The 16,220-nt window shown below is 38.5% G+C and carries 13 protein-coding genes and 1 tRNA gene; 5 read left to right on the forward strand and 9 right to left on the reverse strand.

The genetic code is table 11. The features are described from left to right. Positions 1–431: 431 nt before the first annotated feature. Positions 432–659 carry a hypothetical protein gene (locus tag AAC073_RS08635; RefSeq protein ID WP_339923454.1) on the reverse strand — a complete coding sequence of 76 codons (228 nt, stop codon included), beginning with the start codon at positions 657–659 and terminating at the stop codon, positions 432–434. 469 nt (positions 660–1,128) lie between these two features. Further along, positions 1,129–1,202: transfer RNA gene (locus AAC073_RS08640), tRNA-Arg, on the reverse strand. 186 nt (positions 1,203–1,388) lie between these two features. Here AAC073_RS08640 and AAC073_RS08645 point away from each other — a divergent pair. Continuing rightward, positions 1,389–2,129, forward strand: a complete 741-nt coding sequence (locus AAC073_RS08645) for a porin family protein (protein WP_339923455.1) — start codon at positions 1,389–1,391, stop codon at positions 2,127–2,129. A gap of 62 nt (positions 2,130–2,191) precedes the next feature. Here AAC073_RS08645 and AAC073_RS08650 read toward each other — a convergent pair whose 3' ends face one another. Both AAC073_RS08650 and rpoN read right to left on the reverse strand, forming a co-directional pair. Continuing rightward, complete coding sequence (locus AAC073_RS08650; protein ID WP_339923456.1) at positions 2,192–2,815, reverse strand: PA-phosphatase; 624 nt, start codon at positions 2,813–2,815, stop codon at positions 2,192–2,194. Further along, positions 2,815–4,269, reverse strand: a complete 1,455-nt coding sequence (rpoN, locus tag AAC073_RS08655; RefSeq protein WP_339923457.1) for an RNA polymerase factor sigma-54 — start codon at positions 4,267–4,269, stop codon at positions 2,815–2,817. The genes AAC073_RS08650 and rpoN overlap by 1 nt, the downstream gene beginning before the upstream one ends. 179 nt (positions 4,270–4,448) lie before the next feature. Between rpoN and asnS the strand changes: the two genes are divergently transcribed. The 3 genes from asnS (at position 4,449) to AAC073_RS08670 (ending at position 8,596) form a co-directional block, all read left to right on the forward strand. After that, positions 4,449–5,900 carry an asparagine--tRNA ligase gene (gene asnS, locus AAC073_RS08660; protein ID WP_339923458.1) on the forward strand — a complete coding sequence of 484 codons (1,452 nt, stop codon included), beginning with the start codon at positions 4,449–4,451 and terminating at the stop codon, positions 5,898–5,900. A gap of 349 nt (positions 5,901–6,249) precedes the next feature. Further along, positions 6,250–7,782, forward strand: coding sequence for a hypothetical protein (locus tag AAC073_RS08665; RefSeq protein WP_339923459.1), 1,533 nt, complete (start codon positions 6,250–6,252; stop codon positions 7,780–7,782). A 361-nt stretch (positions 7,783–8,143) separates the two neighbouring features. Continuing rightward, a complete protein-coding gene (locus tag AAC073_RS08670; RefSeq protein ID WP_339923460.1) occupies positions 8,144–8,596 on the forward strand; it encodes a hypothetical protein in 453 nt (150 codons plus the stop codon). A gap of 380 nt (positions 8,597–8,976) precedes the next feature. Here the strand turns inward: AAC073_RS08670 and AAC073_RS08675 are convergent, their stop codons facing one another. The 3 genes from AAC073_RS08675 to AAC073_RS08685 all read right to left on the reverse strand — a co-directional run bounded on the left by AAC073_RS08675 (position 8,977) and on the right by AAC073_RS08685 (position 13,146). Beyond that, on the reverse strand, positions 8,977–10,467 hold the full coding sequence (locus tag AAC073_RS08675; RefSeq protein WP_339923461.1) for a TolC family protein: 1,491 nt from the start codon (positions 10,465–10,467) through the stop codon (positions 8,977–8,979). Next, positions 10,460–11,773, reverse strand: a complete 1,314-nt coding sequence (locus AAC073_RS08680) for an ABC transporter permease (RefSeq protein ID WP_339923462.1) — start codon at positions 11,771–11,773, stop codon at positions 10,460–10,462. The genes AAC073_RS08675 and AAC073_RS08680 overlap by 8 nt, the downstream gene beginning before the upstream one ends. A 65-nt stretch (positions 11,774–11,838) precedes the next feature. Beyond that, positions 11,839–13,146 carry an efflux RND transporter periplasmic adaptor subunit gene (locus AAC073_RS08685; protein ID WP_339923463.1) on the reverse strand — a complete coding sequence of 436 codons (1,308 nt, stop codon included), beginning with the start codon at positions 13,144–13,146 and terminating at the stop codon, positions 11,839–11,841. Positions 13,147–13,343: 197 nt separating this feature from the next. On the opposite strand from AAC073_RS08685, the gene AAC073_RS08690 reads away from it, so the two are divergent. Next, positions 13,344–14,108, forward strand: coding sequence for a class I SAM-dependent methyltransferase (locus AAC073_RS08690; RefSeq protein ID WP_339923464.1), 765 nt, complete (start codon positions 13,344–13,346; stop codon positions 14,106–14,108). 25 nt (positions 14,109–14,133) lie between these two features. Here AAC073_RS08690 and wecB read toward each other — a convergent pair whose 3' ends face one another. Both wecB and yaaA read right to left on the reverse strand, forming a co-directional pair. Next, positions 14,134–15,231: a UDP-N-acetylglucosamine 2-epimerase (non-hydrolyzing) gene (gene wecB, locus AAC073_RS08695; protein ID WP_339923465.1), complete on the reverse strand. Its 1,098-nt coding sequence runs from the start codon at positions 15,229–15,231 to the stop codon at positions 14,134–14,136. A gap of 233 nt (positions 15,232–15,464) precedes the next feature. Beyond that, positions 15,465–16,217 carry a peroxide stress protein YaaA gene (yaaA, locus tag AAC073_RS08700; RefSeq protein ID WP_339923466.1) on the reverse strand — a complete coding sequence of 251 codons (753 nt, stop codon included), beginning with the start codon at positions 16,215–16,217 and terminating at the stop codon, positions 15,465–15,467. Positions 16,218–16,220 lie beyond the last annotated feature (3 nt).

Consider the following 16,220-nt stretch of genomic DNA (forward strand, 5'->3'; position numbering starts at 1 on the left):
TGTTCTCGTTACCCGCTTTTGGGATGACAAAGGTGCAATATTTTTTTTACTTTATCCATGCTTTCCATAGCTTATTTTTTAAAAAACTTATAACCCTATTCATTCACAAACCTTTACAGATAAAACTTCTTTTCAACCTTAAAAATTAACGCTATCAGTACCCAAATCAATAACCCTACCTTATACTATAATAAGGAAGAATCTCCCTTCCAGGTTTTACTACCTTTAGTAAAAGGTAAAATTACCTATACTCCTTCTTGGGCTATCCCCTATTTCACAACTTCCGGCTGCTGGGACACAAATCCTCCAGCTCCAAACTTGGTTTAACCTTTTGTTCGTAAAATACATTTGAAGCCTTATCATCTACCTACCTTTAATGAGGTATTCCTTATACTTCTCCTACATTATAAATAGGAAGTAATATTTAACAGTCAACCGGCAGCTATACCATACGCAATAATAGCGCTTAGACTGTACTTTTTATCCACTTCTACCGCTACTCCGTTTGTAAAGTAGGCGACAGGATCGTAGCCATCAATAGCTAAATCCTTTGCGTCTAAATTGAAATGTGCTAATCGCTTTGAAATCCTTACCTCTTGAAAGAAAATGACGATAGTACTAACAAAGCGTAAGGCGCTTAGTTTAATTGCGAAATTCATGGTTTCGATATTTAATAATTCATTACCTATAACCTACGTATTTCAATACCAAAAATTGAACTCTCATAATAAACAAAAAAAGCGACACTATAATTACTGAAGCGGGTTTTAATTTATAAACTACGCCCCCTCAGAAAAGAAGCTGTCTTGGTGCTATTACACAACTTGACCAACACTTCCATTGCTTAAGATTAACCTTTTAATTCTACAGCACAAAACGGTAGATTAAAGCAGGGCCTGCAAAGAGACATAAATACCCTCCAGTTCTCTTAGCTTTTTGGCTTCATTGGGTTATAGCTGACCAAACGCCCATATTATATTTTAGCATCTCTCTTCTTTAGGTAAAAAAACAAGACAAAGACATTTGCTTGCAAATACCTTATTCCTAGAATTAAAAAAACTCCTTAAAAAAAAAGCCATGCAGTTTTGAAAAACTACATGGCTTTACCGCTAGTATGACAGCTTTTAGTGACCTCGCCAGGATTCAAACCTGGAACCTCTTGAGCCGTAATCAAGTACTCTATTCAGTTGAGCTACGAAGCCATTTCTCTTTAACGGAATGCAAAGGTAAAGAATATCCTCAATATTACAAAGGATGAATTGATGGAAAAATAAAATGTTTGTTCTTACTTAATAATTATATTTTAAGAATAATTAAGATCAACACGCCATCAAATCAATCATAATTTCCTAATTTAGCCGTTCGATAAGTTAAAAATATCTGTTTTCATGAAAAGACTTTCTATAATATCCTTTATTTTATTGATCACTTTTCAGCTACAGGCCCAAGAAAAGGAACGTACATCTATAATAGGTGGAAGACCAAATATCACAGGGGACTTGTTTCTGGATTTCGGATTCAATATGTTAAATAACAGGCCTGATGATTTAGATACGCGTTTTATCGCATCACGTGTATTCAATGTTTATTACCAAACGCAAATTAATATTGGTGAAAAAACTGGCTTCACGTTCAATCCAGGTATCGGTCTTGGCCTTGAAAAGCTCGCTTTCAAAGATGAAATGACCCTTACTTCTGACCCTGATAAAGCCGTCAATTCTAGTATGCTTGTTCCCATTACAGATGTATATGGACAAGATGCTACTAGCATTTCTACCAATACTATGGCATTAAACTATTTTGATATACCACTTGAATTTAGGTACCATGTCAATCATGACGACTATAATAGTGGTATACGTGTAGCAGTTGGTGGAAAAATCGGCTTGTTATACAATGCTCATTCCAAAATAGCTTATACCAATGGAGATGGCTTGGAACAAAAAATCAAAAACACCCAGAATTATGGATTGAATCCAATTCGGTACGGTGTATATACCCGCTTGGGATTCCCTGGGTTTAATATTTGGGGTTATTATGGCCTTAATGGTGTATTTGAAGGGAACAAAGGACCTTACGGTACAGAATCCACACAGTTCAACTTTGGCCTTTCAGTGGCATTGTTTTAGTTGAGAAAGCAACTGGATTTTATAAAAGGAGCGGATTAGAATATCCGCTCCTTTTTTTTATGTCAATTAATTACAAAATGATAAAAGACTGGATAGCATATACCAAAACCCAACAAAAAACCTGCATAAACCTCCGATGGCCGGTGAGCATTAAGGTACAACCTTGCGGTACCTATCAATCCGCTTAGCAATATGACCAATATAAAATAATAGAATAGAGGGCCCGAGGTAAACTTTATTGACAATACTAAAACGATTGCTACCCAGCCTCCCATGGCTGTCTGATGCGCACTAATTTTCCAAAATAGCGTTACCAAGGTCATCAATATCAAGGATACTGTTATCAAGAATAGAGTAACAATCAGTAATTGATCAATATTGAGCTTCCAGTAAAAGAAAGCAACCGTCATCATATAAAAGACAGATACTAGTGCAAAGGGATAAATTCGTTCTTTTCTATCCGGTAACTGTAGGCTATTGATGACTGCTGAAAACCGCAACCCCATCAGCCCCAATAAGGGCACAAGCAGCGTCGTAAAACTAATCAACAACAAAACAGCCCATTTGGCAGCTTTAGGAACAATCGTAGCTTCTGGAACAATATAAAACAAGGTGACCACCATGAAGGTAGGAATCACCAAGGGTTGAAAAATTACCGATAAAACTAATGCTAATTTTCTATACACTATAACTCTTTTCTTAACCTTGCCACTGGAATCTGTAACTGTTCCCTGTATTTAGCTACTGTTCTTCGAGCGATATTATATCCCTTCTGGTTTAATAATTTCACTAATTTATCATCGGACAGTGGTTTTTTCTTGTCTTCCTCTTCAACCAACTTATTAAGAACACTTTTCACTTCGCGGTTACTCACATCTTCCCCACCATCTGTAGCAATCCCTTCCGAGAAGAAATATTTTAAAGGAAAAACGCCAAATTCTGTTTGTATGGCTTTGCTGTTGGCCACCCTAGAAACAGTCGAAATGTCCATGTCTATTCTTTCAGCAATGTCCTTTAATATCATGGGGCGCAACTTAGTCTCATCTCCGTCGAGAAAGAAATCATGCTGATAGTCCAGAATACATTGCATGGTGCGCATTAAAGTTTGCTGCCGCTGCTTGATCGCATCTATAAACCATTTGGCTGAATCTAATTTTTGCTTTACAAAAGAAACAGTCTCCTTGAGTTTTTTGTCTTTTTTATCGCTTTTGTCATAGGCATTAAACATGTCGGAATAAGACCTGCTCACTTTTAATTCAGGTGCATTTTTGGAATTTAAGACGATCTCAAATTTGCCATTTGCGTTATTAAGAATAAAATCTGGAATCACGTAATGGTTTCGAGACAAACTATCAGATATCCCTCCTGGCTTTGGGTTCAACCTTGTGATCAAATGGATGACCTCCTTAAGCTCTTCTTCTTCAATCCCTGCTTTCTTTAAAATTTTATCGTAATGCTTTTTGGTAAATTCCTCAAAACACTCCTGAACAATAAAAATCGCTCTACGTACCAATGGCTCTTCAGTGGCATTTCTACGCTCCAACTGAATAACCAGGCATTCTTGTAAATTCCTAGCGGCAATACCTGGAGGGTCGAAGGTTTGAATCTTAAAAAGAATCTCCTCCACCTCATCCAGGTCCGTCTCTACATTTTGGCTAAATGCCAAATCATTGATAATGGCTTCAAGGTCTCTCCTAATATAACCATCATTCTCAATGCTTCCTATTAACTGTGTACCAATTAAACGTTGTACATCATTTAATTTTAAGAAATTCAATTGGGAAAGCAACTGCTCATGAAGGGAGCTATGGCTACCAATCGGCATATCTCTTTCTTCTTCATCCGAAGAATAATTCCCATCCCCTTGCATTTTATATCCACCGTACTCTTCATTAAGATAATCATCTATGTTGACATCCTTGTCATCTTTTGAGTCAGCCACATCAGTATTGTCGGGAAACTCATCCTGTTGGTTTTCAGCGTCCCCATCTTTCCCCTCCTCCAAGGCAGGGTTAATCTCCAGCTCCTCCTCAATTCTCGAATCAAGTTCTGCAGTAGGAACCTGCAGCAATTTGATGAATTGAATCTGTTGAGGGGATAATTTCTGAGATAATATCTGGTTTAAATTCAGTTTCTGCATATATTAAAACCTATTATTGGGTTGAGTTATTTCCATCTAATGTCTTAAAAACCTCGATTGGAATTTCAAATTTAGGAAATAAGATCAAAATTTTGATAAAAAGCGTATTATATCGTTTTTTTGTACTCAATTTAAATGTGCACCCTTTTGGGTTTTTTATTTTATAACAAGGAATCGTCATGTCATTTAACAAGAGAATTAAAATAAAACATTTACTGGAGAACCCTACTCCAGAAGAAAATGCAACCGTAATGGGTTGGGTAAGAACCAAAAGGAGCAATAAGCACGTGACTTTCATTGCCATTAATGATGGGTCTTGTATCCAAAATTATCAGTGTGTGGCCGATCCTGAGTTAATCCCTGATGATGTGCTTCGCAAAGCCAACACAGGGGCCTGTCTTAAAATTACAGGAACCATTGTTGCTTCTCAAGGTGCAGGACAGTCTACTGAAATTCAAGCAACAGCTATTGTTGTATTAGGAGAAGCTGATCCAGATAAATTTCCAATCCAGCCTAAAAAGCACTCCTTGGAATTCTTGCGTGAAAATGCTCACCTAAGGATGAGGACCAATACCTTTGGGGCAATCTTTCGTGTCCGCCACCAGTTATCTTTTGCAATTCATCAATATTTTCATAAAAAGGGTTTTGTCTATATTCATTCTCCCATCGTCACTGCCTCGGATGCGGAAGGAGCAGGCGAAACCTTCCAAGTAACCACGCTCGACCTTAATAATCCACCAAAAAATGAAGCCGGTGGAATTGATTTCCAGGAAGATTTCTTTGGAAGAGCTACCAACCTAACCGTTTCAGGACAATTAGAAGGTGAACTTGCAGCAATGGCATTGTCCGAAGTTTACACCTTCGGTCCTACTTTCAGAGCCGAGAACTCCAATACGACCCGACACCTTGCCGAATTTTGGATGGTAGAGCCGGAAATGGCCTTTTTTGACGCAGAAGACAACCAAAACCTAGCTGAGGATTTCCTTCAATTCATCATTGGTTTTGCATTAAAGCACTGTAAAGAAGATTTGGAGTTTTTAGACAAACGTGCTGCTGAAGAAGACAGCGTGAAAAAAGCGGACCAAAGAAGCGACATGGGGTTATTGGAAAGACTTTCTTTTGTTACTCAGAACGAATTTGTACGAATCACCTACACGGAAGCATTTGAAATACTAAAGGCCTCTAAACCGAATAAAAAGAAAAAATTCGCTTACCTCATTGAGGAATGGGGCACTGATTTGCAATCCGAACATGAAAGATTTCTAGTAGAAAAGCATTTCAAAAAACCTGTTATAATTACAGATTACCCGAAAGAGATCAAATCCTTTTACATGAAACAGAATGAAGATGGCAAAACCGTGGCAGCCATGGACATACTCTTTCCGGGAATTGGTGAAATAGTTGGCGGATCTCAACGTGAAGAGAATCTTGAAAAACTTAGCCAACGAATGGACGAACTGGAGATTAGCAAGGAAGAAATGTGGTGGTATTTGGATACACGTAAATTTGGCACAACCCCACATGCAGGTTTTGGTTTAGGCTTCGAGCGCTTGGTACTGTTTGTTACAGGCATGAGTAATATTAGAGATGTAATACCTTTTCCAAGAACACCTGGAAATGCTGAATTTTAATATTGATTTAATGCTCCTTGGGTACATACCCAAAGATTAAAAACTATTGACATCCCAACCTTTCTGCTTTGGTCTAATGGTTGGGATGTTTTAGAGGTTTAACCCATCTCACCCCAATTGGTCGGTACATTCTTCTTGATTTACTCGAAACAACATTCAAATAGTCTATTTTAGGGTAATTACTCTAAGTTCTAACCTATTACTAGCATAGGTTTACCATTGATTTTTAGGACTATAGTGGCCAATATCTTTTTAAAACTTCTTATGATTACTTAAAGGTTTCACCTAATTTGTAAACATCAATCAGTTCAAAGGTTGGCATAAAACATAACAATCAGATTAAATCAATATGAAAAGCTCATTTAAAGGGTACAATATTCTAGACAAAGGAGGCCATATCGTTGCTGTTAACAATATTACTTCAACCTCATTCCAGCAATTTATTAGGAAAGAAAACTGGGCGAAATGTCGCCTCTTATTCTTATGGTGTAACTTTCCTGTCATTTTCCTCATTTTAGCAAGCTGTAACAGCCAGAATGAAAGTCAGCAAGAAGAACAAATTCAGCTAACCGGTATTCAGCCCTGGGCAGAAAATACAAGCTATTGGGAATACAAGGGAGAACCTGTTCTGCTATTGGGAGCGACAGACAATGATAACCTCTTTCAAACGCCAAACCTTTCATCACATTTGGATAGCTTGTCCGAAATAGGAGGAAACTATGTCAGAAATACCATGAGTGATAGAGACGAATCCGACTTAAAAGCTTTTCATAAAAATGAGGAGGGTAAATATGATCTTAAGCAATGGAATCCAAGCTACTGGTCAAAGTTTGAAAACCTTTTGAAATTAACTCAGGAAAGAAATATAATCGTCCAAATAGAAATTTGGGACCGTTTTGACCATGCCAGAGAGCAATGGGAAACAGATCCCTTCAACCCCAAAAACAATGTAAATTACACTTACAAAGAGGCCCATTTGGATAGCCTTTACCCCGATCATCCAGGACAAAACAAACAACCGTTCTTTTTTACCCCACCAACTCTCCAGGATAATGAATTGCTTTTATCCTATCAGGAAGCATTTGTGGAAAAGTTGCTGTCCATTTCTCTAAATTACAACAACGTACTTTATTGCTTAGACAATGAAACAAGTGGAATGGAAGAATGGGCAACCTTCTGGGCGGCATTCTTAAGGGATAAATCTGGTGAAACGCCTATTTATATGACTGAAATGTGGGATCATTGGGACCTTACCTCAGCGGAACATAAAAGAACTTTAGATCATCCCGAGCGGTATGATTTTATTGATATCTCTCAAAACAGCCACAAAACTGGGGAAGAAAACTGGAAGAATGCCCAATATGTTTTTGAATATATCAAAGACGAAGTACGACCGGTGAATTCAGTGAAAATTTATGGAAGCGATGGACACGGCCCTTGGCTTGCCCGAGGTATTACGACCAAACATGCTGTCAATACCTTTTTTAGAAATATTCTTGGAGGTTTTGCTGCCAGCAGGTTTCATAGGCCCCCACATGGACTAGGCCTGAGTAATTGGTCGATCCAAAGCATTAAAACAATAAGGGAAATTGAAGAAAAAATAAAATTGTGGGATTTGAAACCCATGATAGAAAACTTGTTGGATCGAGAAGCCGACGAAGCTTTTTTGGCAGGAAAGGTTGGAGAAACGTACCTAATTTATTTCCCCGAAGGTGGAGAGGTTAAGTTGGACCTAAGGCAATATTCTGACCAATACCAATTGTCCTGGATAAGCCTGGAAGATGCCAATTGGGGATCAAGCAGTGATTTGGAAGGGGGAGATTTAATATCCCTAACACCACCTGTTGAGACTGGAAGTTTGGTCTTGATCCAGGTTAAATGATTGATTGGATGGCCTGATTTAAGAGGCTATAACTATTAACCTGAGTTCGATTTAAAATCGTATTGAGCATACTGTAGACTAATGGGCTAAAAGCCCAACTGATTTACTCCCGGGGTTGCACCTCCTCTTGCGTTAACTTACCCAGGGCTTCTAAGATTGCACCCCATCAGGGGTACTGCAATGGATACTGTAATCTGGAATTCTGCGTTTTTAAAACGTTAATTCTGGGAATGACGATTTTTTTATGAGAATGGGTCGAACTCAGGTTATTATTCCTCTAAATTAAGCCATCTTCATTTGATAAGAGAATTAAAAATGCATCCGTTATGACATATTTGGGTTTAATTCTTATATTGAATACTTGGAAACATTCTTAAAGTACCTGAAAACTGAGGCCATAGGAGGCCATATTATCAGAATATCCCTTGCCTGTCTGCTTTTATTTGGGGGATTTACGAAGTTAAAGCTTATTGGAGCGCTGGAATACAATCTCTTTTGGTCGATTCTACTTGCTGCCATTGAGACTTTTGCCGCTTTTGGTTTAATTATTCATTATAAAAAACCTGTATTGGGAATAGCAGCAGGGGCTTTGGCTTTATTGTCTATTTTCATCCGTTTGATTTTTTCTATTGGTTGGGTCAGGGACCATATACTCCAAACGAATTCATTTATGGATGCCTTTGGCGCCATTATCGGTGTCTATAACAATGGCCTTTTCCACATCGCACTCTTATTTGGTGCTGGGGTCTATTGCTTAGGAAATTCCTACAAAGCCTATATTAAAGAACGAATCACCAAGCCCTGGCCTCATTAAATTGCAGTCATTTTAAGGCAAAGGCTAGCCTGCATAGTTGGCACTCCCATATTTATATGGGCAGAGTCGAATGTCAAAAACGAATTCTTCGTTGGTTACATACCAGCCATCATGAAAGCTTTAACTCGGATTCAACGACATTATTAAACAGTGAGGTTATTTACTTAACTTTAGTCAAGATTTTGTCAGTATGATTTTTATCATTGACTCACAGCCCTGGCTAGAAAAATTTAAATCTTATTGGGATTTTCTTTTTTTTCCACGAGATAAACCCCTTCACTATATATAAATTAAGCCCAAGACCTGTTCGATTGCTTTCGAAAAGACCTTGGGCTTAGTTATGTTCTATGAAGCTCCGGAGGGGACTGCCAAAGGAAATATCAATCTTCGGAAAAGCCTATGTCAGGAGTATACAACAATTCTTTGGCTTCAAAATCATACAAAGTAAGCTCTCTCAGTTCATAATACGCCGTCCAGAAATCTCTTAAAGACTCTACATAACTTCTTCTGTTTTGATCTTTATCTTGTTGGGCTATACCAAGATCTGTGATCGTTACATTACCGCTTTGATATCTTCTGAAGGAAATCTCATACCGCTTGTCTGCTACCAAATCAGAAGTCTTGCTGATTTCCAATTGGTCTTTAAGCATGATGAAGTTCCTGACTTTGGTGAAAATTGTCTGCTCGAAAGTGATGATTTCCTGGTCTATTTGGAATTCAGTCAATTTTTGATCCGCCTTGGCCATACTCATTCGTGCTTTGTTCCTTCCCCAATCAAGTATTGGAACATTTATAGTCAAATTGACCAAAGCTTGGGTGTTGGGATTTGAATAAATGTCTGACCACATCAGGTCCGCTTTATTGTAACCATAGCTCGCATTCAAATTCATTTGGAACCTTTGCCCTCTGGCTTGAGCAACCCCTGCTTGGGCTTGTAGCCTTTCTCTATCGAATTTTATTGCATCTGATCGGTTTTGGAAAGCATATTCTATGGCATCCTCTACCCTCACCTCAAAATCAGGAATCTCTGAAGGTAACAATAAGTTAAGTGCTGTAGCTTCATTTAAGCCTATATAAGATTTTAGCTGTAACGAAGAGGACTCCATATCTAAACGTGCCTTAGCTAGATCTTGCCTCGCTTCCAGTACCTGAAGTTCCACCTGAAGCAATTTATCTTCATAGGTAGTGCCTATATTGTACCTCCCTTGTTCAATTTTTAATATTGCTTCAGAATTTTGAAGGTTTTTTGTTGCGATGTCTAAGTTTACTTGAGCCACCAAAAAACTGAAAAACATTTGGGTAACTCTCCCACTAATTTGTTCCATTTCTTCAACATAGGCCCTTTTACTTTCTTCGTAGAGTTTAGGTTCTATTTTCCTATCCCATTTATAACGATTAAAGGCAAAAATCGGTTGATTCAAACGGACATTAATAGGTACTCCATTCCACCTTGTCTGGTTTTCATTACCAGTAGCAAGGAAATTGTCAAACCTACTGGAAGAACTGTTTACCGATAAGGTTCCGCCTGTGGGACCTATAACTTGTCTCAATCCCAACTCAAGATCTGCGTAATTTTGTCGGACCTCACGAAATTCAATGGTTCCATCTGGTTGTTCGACACTATTAAAGGCCTGTGAGTATCTTGGTAGTGTGCCTTCCAGGTTCAATTGAGGATTATAGTCTGACTGGTACAATTTATAGTTCCAATACCTATTTTCCCTCCTGGTATCAGCATTTAATGCCGCAGGAGATTGGTTCTTAGCTCTTTCAATAATGTCTTGAAGTGTATAACTGACGACTTGCTGTGAACGAACAGAAAAAATGGTTAGAAAAAGAAGGGTGACCGTAACAATTAAATATTTTTTATTCATAACGTAAAGAGGTTATAGGGTCTTGACTAGCAGCACGCTTTGCAGGAGTGATCCCAAAAACCAATCCTACAGTGGCGGCAACGCCAAAAGAAAGAACGATAGAACTTAGGGTGATGACCGTAGGGAAATCTGCAAAGGTAGACACCAAATGTGCCAAAATAATTCCCAGAATCACGCCTATTAGGCCACCACTAACACTTATCATAATAGATTCAAATAAAAACTGATTAACAATATCGGCTTTTTTTGCCCCTAACGAAAGTCTTAGGCCAATTTCTTTTATTCTTTCCATCACGGAGGCCAGCATGATGTTCATAATCCCTATCCCCCCCACTAATAGTGAGATTCCTGCTATAGCCCCAAGGACAATATTAAAGATATTTTGGGTACGTTGTTGTTGCTTTAGTAAAAGTTCGGGGATAGTGATTTCAAAGTCAACCACATTAAAATGCCTTCTTTGAAGCATTTTGGCTAAAACCTCAGCCGTTGGATTGAGCAGTTCACTTTCTGAGACCTGAATTACCAGCTTATCAATCTGATGGTAATTTCCGGAACTGTTCGATTCAGAATCATTCAACCTTGACTCTGTAACCAGGTCTCTATTACGATAGCGTATCAACATGGTCTGAATAGGGATGTATACATCCATGTTGAAATCTCTAATGCCCAACTTGGAAATACTTGATTCGGAAACAATTCTTTCTTCAAGAATCCCTATGACCTCAAGCCATTGGCTCCCACTTTTAATCCTTTTACCGATTGGGTTTTCATTGGGGAAAAATCTCGCTGCCACATTTCTGCCTATGATACATACCGGATTTCCTTCAATCAGGTTTTTCTCACTGAACATCCGCCCTTCTCTCAGTTGAAAATCAAGTACATCAAAATAAGCAACATCTACTCCCACCAATTTTGCTGATCTTCGAATGCCACTTTTTACGATGTAAGTGTCCATTACGATTTCAGGACTAATTCTGTTGATCCCTGGAATGATATTTTGAATGGCCATAACATCCTCGAGTTTCAGCCCCGGTGAAAATTTGCTTTTCTCTCTTTCCATTCCGCTATTTTCATCCACCTGCTCCTCTATCTGTTCGACGATTGGTTCTATCACGATATTATTGACGCCAACAAGCTTGATTTGCTCCATGATTTCCTGCTGGGCACCAGTGCCAATGGCCAGCATGGCAATCACCGCAGCTACTCCAAAAATAATTCCTAATGCTGTTAATAATGAGCGAACCTTATTGGCCAAAACGGCTTCGAAAGCGATGTAGAAATTGGCTAATAGCCTTTCATTGAACATAAATTTTGGATTGGTTTGTCAGGGGATTAAATTACATTTTGTCAATAAACAAGGTGACTTTGCTATTATTTAGACACTGAAGCCAATGGCTCTTCCTCTTCTTTCGCTTGGTCTAGGTTTCTCTTGCCATTTAATTCCTCAAGTAAATTGATGGCTATGTTTTCTCCCCAATCAGGTGTATTCAAGTAGACATATTGACCCTGTGTTAGGCCTTTTTCTATCACTACATCATTGGCATTAGTCATTCCCAATAAAACTTCCTGTTTTGTGCCATTTCTAAGGTAAACATAGTTTATACTGTCATTGGCTACATTTACAGCCTCCAAAGGGACAAACAAAACATCGTCTAATTTATCCGCAATGATGGTGTTGCTTGAAGTCATGGAAGGGCGCAATAAGGGATCACTCTCATTGACCTCAATAATCACCTCAAATACCTTTGCATCTGAATTAGGTCTTTGTTGTCCTACATTGGCCACTTTCTTGACCTCTCCTGTATATTTTTTATCTGGAAAGGCATCCATACCCAATTCTACTTGTTGACTGCTCTTTACCCTTCTAATGTCCACCTCATTTATATAGGTAATGCTTTGCATGGTAGTTAGGTCAGGTAAAGTGGCCACTACTGGGTTCCATGAGTTGATTTGAGAGCCTTCTTTTACTTTTGACCCCCTATAATCCACATAGATAACCATTCCATCCTGCGGAGCTGTGACAACGAATTTATCCAAGACCTCCACCATTTGACTTACTTCCAACTCATCCTCCCTTAGTTTGGCAGCTATCTCCATCATTCTGGCTTTTTCCTGAAGGGTTTTTATTCTATACCTTTCCTGGGCCTGATCCAACTCTCTTATTGCTTTCTCAACATTGTATTCATTCTGTTTTATGATAGCTGGTGGCTCAAATTGGGATTGTTCCAAGATCAACTCCTGCTCCTGAACAATGTATTTTTGATTGAGGATATTGTCTCTTTCTACACGAAGGTTTAAAGAAGTGTCCAATTGGATTTGTTCATATTGCGCCCTGGTCTGCTCTAAGTCCAATTTCCTATCTTCAAGACGTCCAAACAGTTCCGTTTTATCAATTGAGCAAATAAAATCACCTTTTTGAACCACTGTTCCTTCATCTACCATTTTATCAATGGTAAAGCTACCAATTCGAAATCTTCGGGCCTCAGCGGGACCAAAAACCTGAACGGAACGTAGGGCTTCTAATTCACCAGAAGTAGTAATTTCTATACGAAATTCTCCTTGCTCAACAGTTGCCAGTATATTGTTCTCCACACCAGTGCTCCCTGATGCAAAGAAAAAATACAAGCCTCCTATAACCAATATGCTCCCAATGGCGACGTATATTAGATTCCTTTTCATTTCATTTTATTTAATTACATTCAAATTTAATCATTTTGAAACCTATGTTTTCCCCACATAGCATTTTATATAGCCATTAGAATAATAACTAAAGTGTCTTCATGACAATTAAACTCAAACTATAGCCTTCGACATCTCGATTGAATGATTTTTCGTAAACAAAGTGCCATTTCAATGGTACCTTATATATTTGCACTATGAAATCAATGATTAGTTGGACAATCCGCCATATTCCTAGAAAATACTTGCAACTTTTTAGCCATTTTTTCTTAAAAGTAGCCGCAATATTTTATACGGGTTCAAACGTAAGGTGCAACATATGCCTAAAGGGCTTTCGAAAATTTTTGCCTTATGGCAGAATTGCCCGAGAAAATGCGCTATGTCCTAATTGTCTGGGCTTAGAAAGACACCGCCTTATGTGGCTTTTTTTACAAAAAGAAACGGACTTCTTTGAAGCGCCACAAAAAGTCCTCCATGTAGCACCTGAATTGTGCTTTTTAGGACGTTTCAAAAAATTAAAAAACCTGGAATACATCACCGGTGACATTGAATCTCCTTTGGCAGATGTAAAAATGGATATTCACCAAATTCCCTTCCCTGACAATTCCTTTGACGTTGTATTTTGCAACCACGTGCTCGAACACGTGGCAGATGATTTGAAAGCCTGTGCTGAAATCAACAGGGTGTTAAAACCCAATGGCTGGGGAATCCTACAATCTCCCGTGTATGAACTGGAAAGTACCATCGAAGACAATTCTATTACAGATCCTAAGGAAAGAGAAAAGGTATTTGGACAAAGTGACCACGTAAGGAAATATGGGAAAGATTATGCCAAAAGACTTGGCCAATCAGGTTTAAGGGTTTTGGAAAACAATTTTGTTCAGAATCTTCCAAAAGAGCTGATAAAAAAACATGCCCTTCCTGAAAAAGAAATCATCTTTTATTGTCAGAAAGGGCATTAATATATACTTTGAGTTAGAGCAGGACTTAACCTAACTTATCTAAAAGAATTTCAACAATCCTTTTTGCCGTTTTCCCATCCCATAAGTGTGGGATTTGCCCTTTCTTCCAATTGCCTGAAAATAATTTTTCCATGGCAGGCTTTATGGCTTTTGGATCTGTTCCAAGCAATTCATTGGTACCCTCCGTGATGGTTTCTGGACGCTCTGTATTGTCTCTTAAGGTCATGCAAGGAACTCCCATTACAGTAGTTTCTTCAGTGATCCCTCCCGAGTCAGTGACAACCGCTTTCGCGCTTTCTACAAGGTAGTTGAACTCAAGATATCCTAATGGGTCGATCATGTGCAATCTATCATGAGAAATACCCAGGTTTTGCAACATCTTCTTTGTCCTTGGATGAACAGGGAATACTAATGGAAGACCACCAGAATGGTCTATGATTTCTTGTATAAGTTCTTTCAACTTTTCCTCTTGATCCACATTAGCAGGTCTATGTAAAGTCATCACGATATACTTGCCTTTTTCCAAGCCGATTTCATTCCAAACTTCTGGCTGCTGAAATCTTGGTCGATGCTTCACCAAAGTATCGATCATGGTGTTGCCTACATAGAAAATTCTTTCGTTTCCAACTCCTGCTTTTCTTAGGCTTTCATTGGCTACCTCCGAGGTAGTGAAAAAGTAATTGGTAATGCTATCGGTAACCATTCGGTTAATTTCTTCTGGCATGGACCAGTCTCCGGACCTAATCCCAGCTTCCACATGCGCTACTTTTACATGTAGTTTTTGCGCTGTGATGGCACAGGCCATAGTGGAAGTTACATCGCCAACAACCAGACAAATGTCGGGTTTGTCGCCTTCCATTAGCAATTTTTCATAACCTATCATAATAGCTGCCGTTTGTTCGGCCTGGCTACCACCACCTGCTCCCAGGTTGACATCTGGCTCTGGAATACCCAGCTGCTCAAAAAAGCTTCCAGACATGTTTTTGTCGTAATGTTGACCGGTGTGTATCAGTCTAAAAGTTATTGCCTTTCCTTCTCCTGATGCTGCTTTGATCGCATCAATTATCGGAGAAATTTTCATAAAATTAGGGCGAGCCCCTGCAATCAAGTCTACGCTTATCATATTTCAAAAATTAATTTTACCAAGTTTACCAAATAAATCTGAAAAAAAGAGGGAAACACCCCCTAAATATTTCGATAAATTTTAAAAAACACCAAATAAGGCAAAATATTGGATGTTTTAAAATTCATTCTTATGTTTTTTGCACCCTATTGATCAGAATCTAATCCTATTAAATTTGGATTCCTTTATAAGTTTGCTGTAAGCTTCAATTAAGTATAGCGTCAACTGTTCCCTTACCGGATGAAAACCCATTCATCCGTACTACTTTTACTTTCCGAATACTCGTACTTCCCTTCGTTGAAGGTTTTAAGGTTTTCTGGATTTTCGACTTTGTTCTTAATAATGAAATCCGTCATCAATCCCCTCGCTTGTTTGGAGAAAATACCAATATTTTTATAGGTGCCATTTTTATACTCCTTGAATACTGGACTTATAAGTCGAGCTTTTAAATCTTTCTTTTTGACAACTTTAAAGTATTCGTTGGAGGCCAAATTGATTATGGGTTGGCCTTCTGCCAATTCATTTATGGCCTTGGTGATTTTTGAGCCCCAAAAGCCATAAAGATCTTTGGCTTTTTTATTTTTTAGTTTTATTCCCATCTCAAGCCTGTAAGGCTGTATCATGTCCATAGGACGCAAAAGGCCATATAATCCAGATAAAATTCTCAAATGATCCTGGGCGAAAGAAAAATCTTTCGCAGAGAAGGCATTCACATCAATATGTGTGTACACATCCCCTTTAAAGGCCAAAAGTGCCTGCTTGGAGTTCTCCCTGTTAAATACCTCAGAATATTGTTGGTATCGTTCAACATTTAATTCAGCCAGGTTTTCACTTACCCCCATTAATTCCTGAATTGCTTTGCTGGATTTCTTTTTCATTATTGTTACCAGTTCACCAATCTCCTTTTTAAATTCAGGTTGCGTTTCAGTACTTAAATTTGTGGGGCTGTAGTCCAGTGTTTTCGCTGGGGAAATCAATACTATCATACA

The organism is uncultured Cyclobacterium sp. (assembly GCF_963977555.1).
GTDB lineage: Bacteria > Bacteroidota > Bacteroidia > Cytophagales > Cyclobacteriaceae > Cyclobacterium.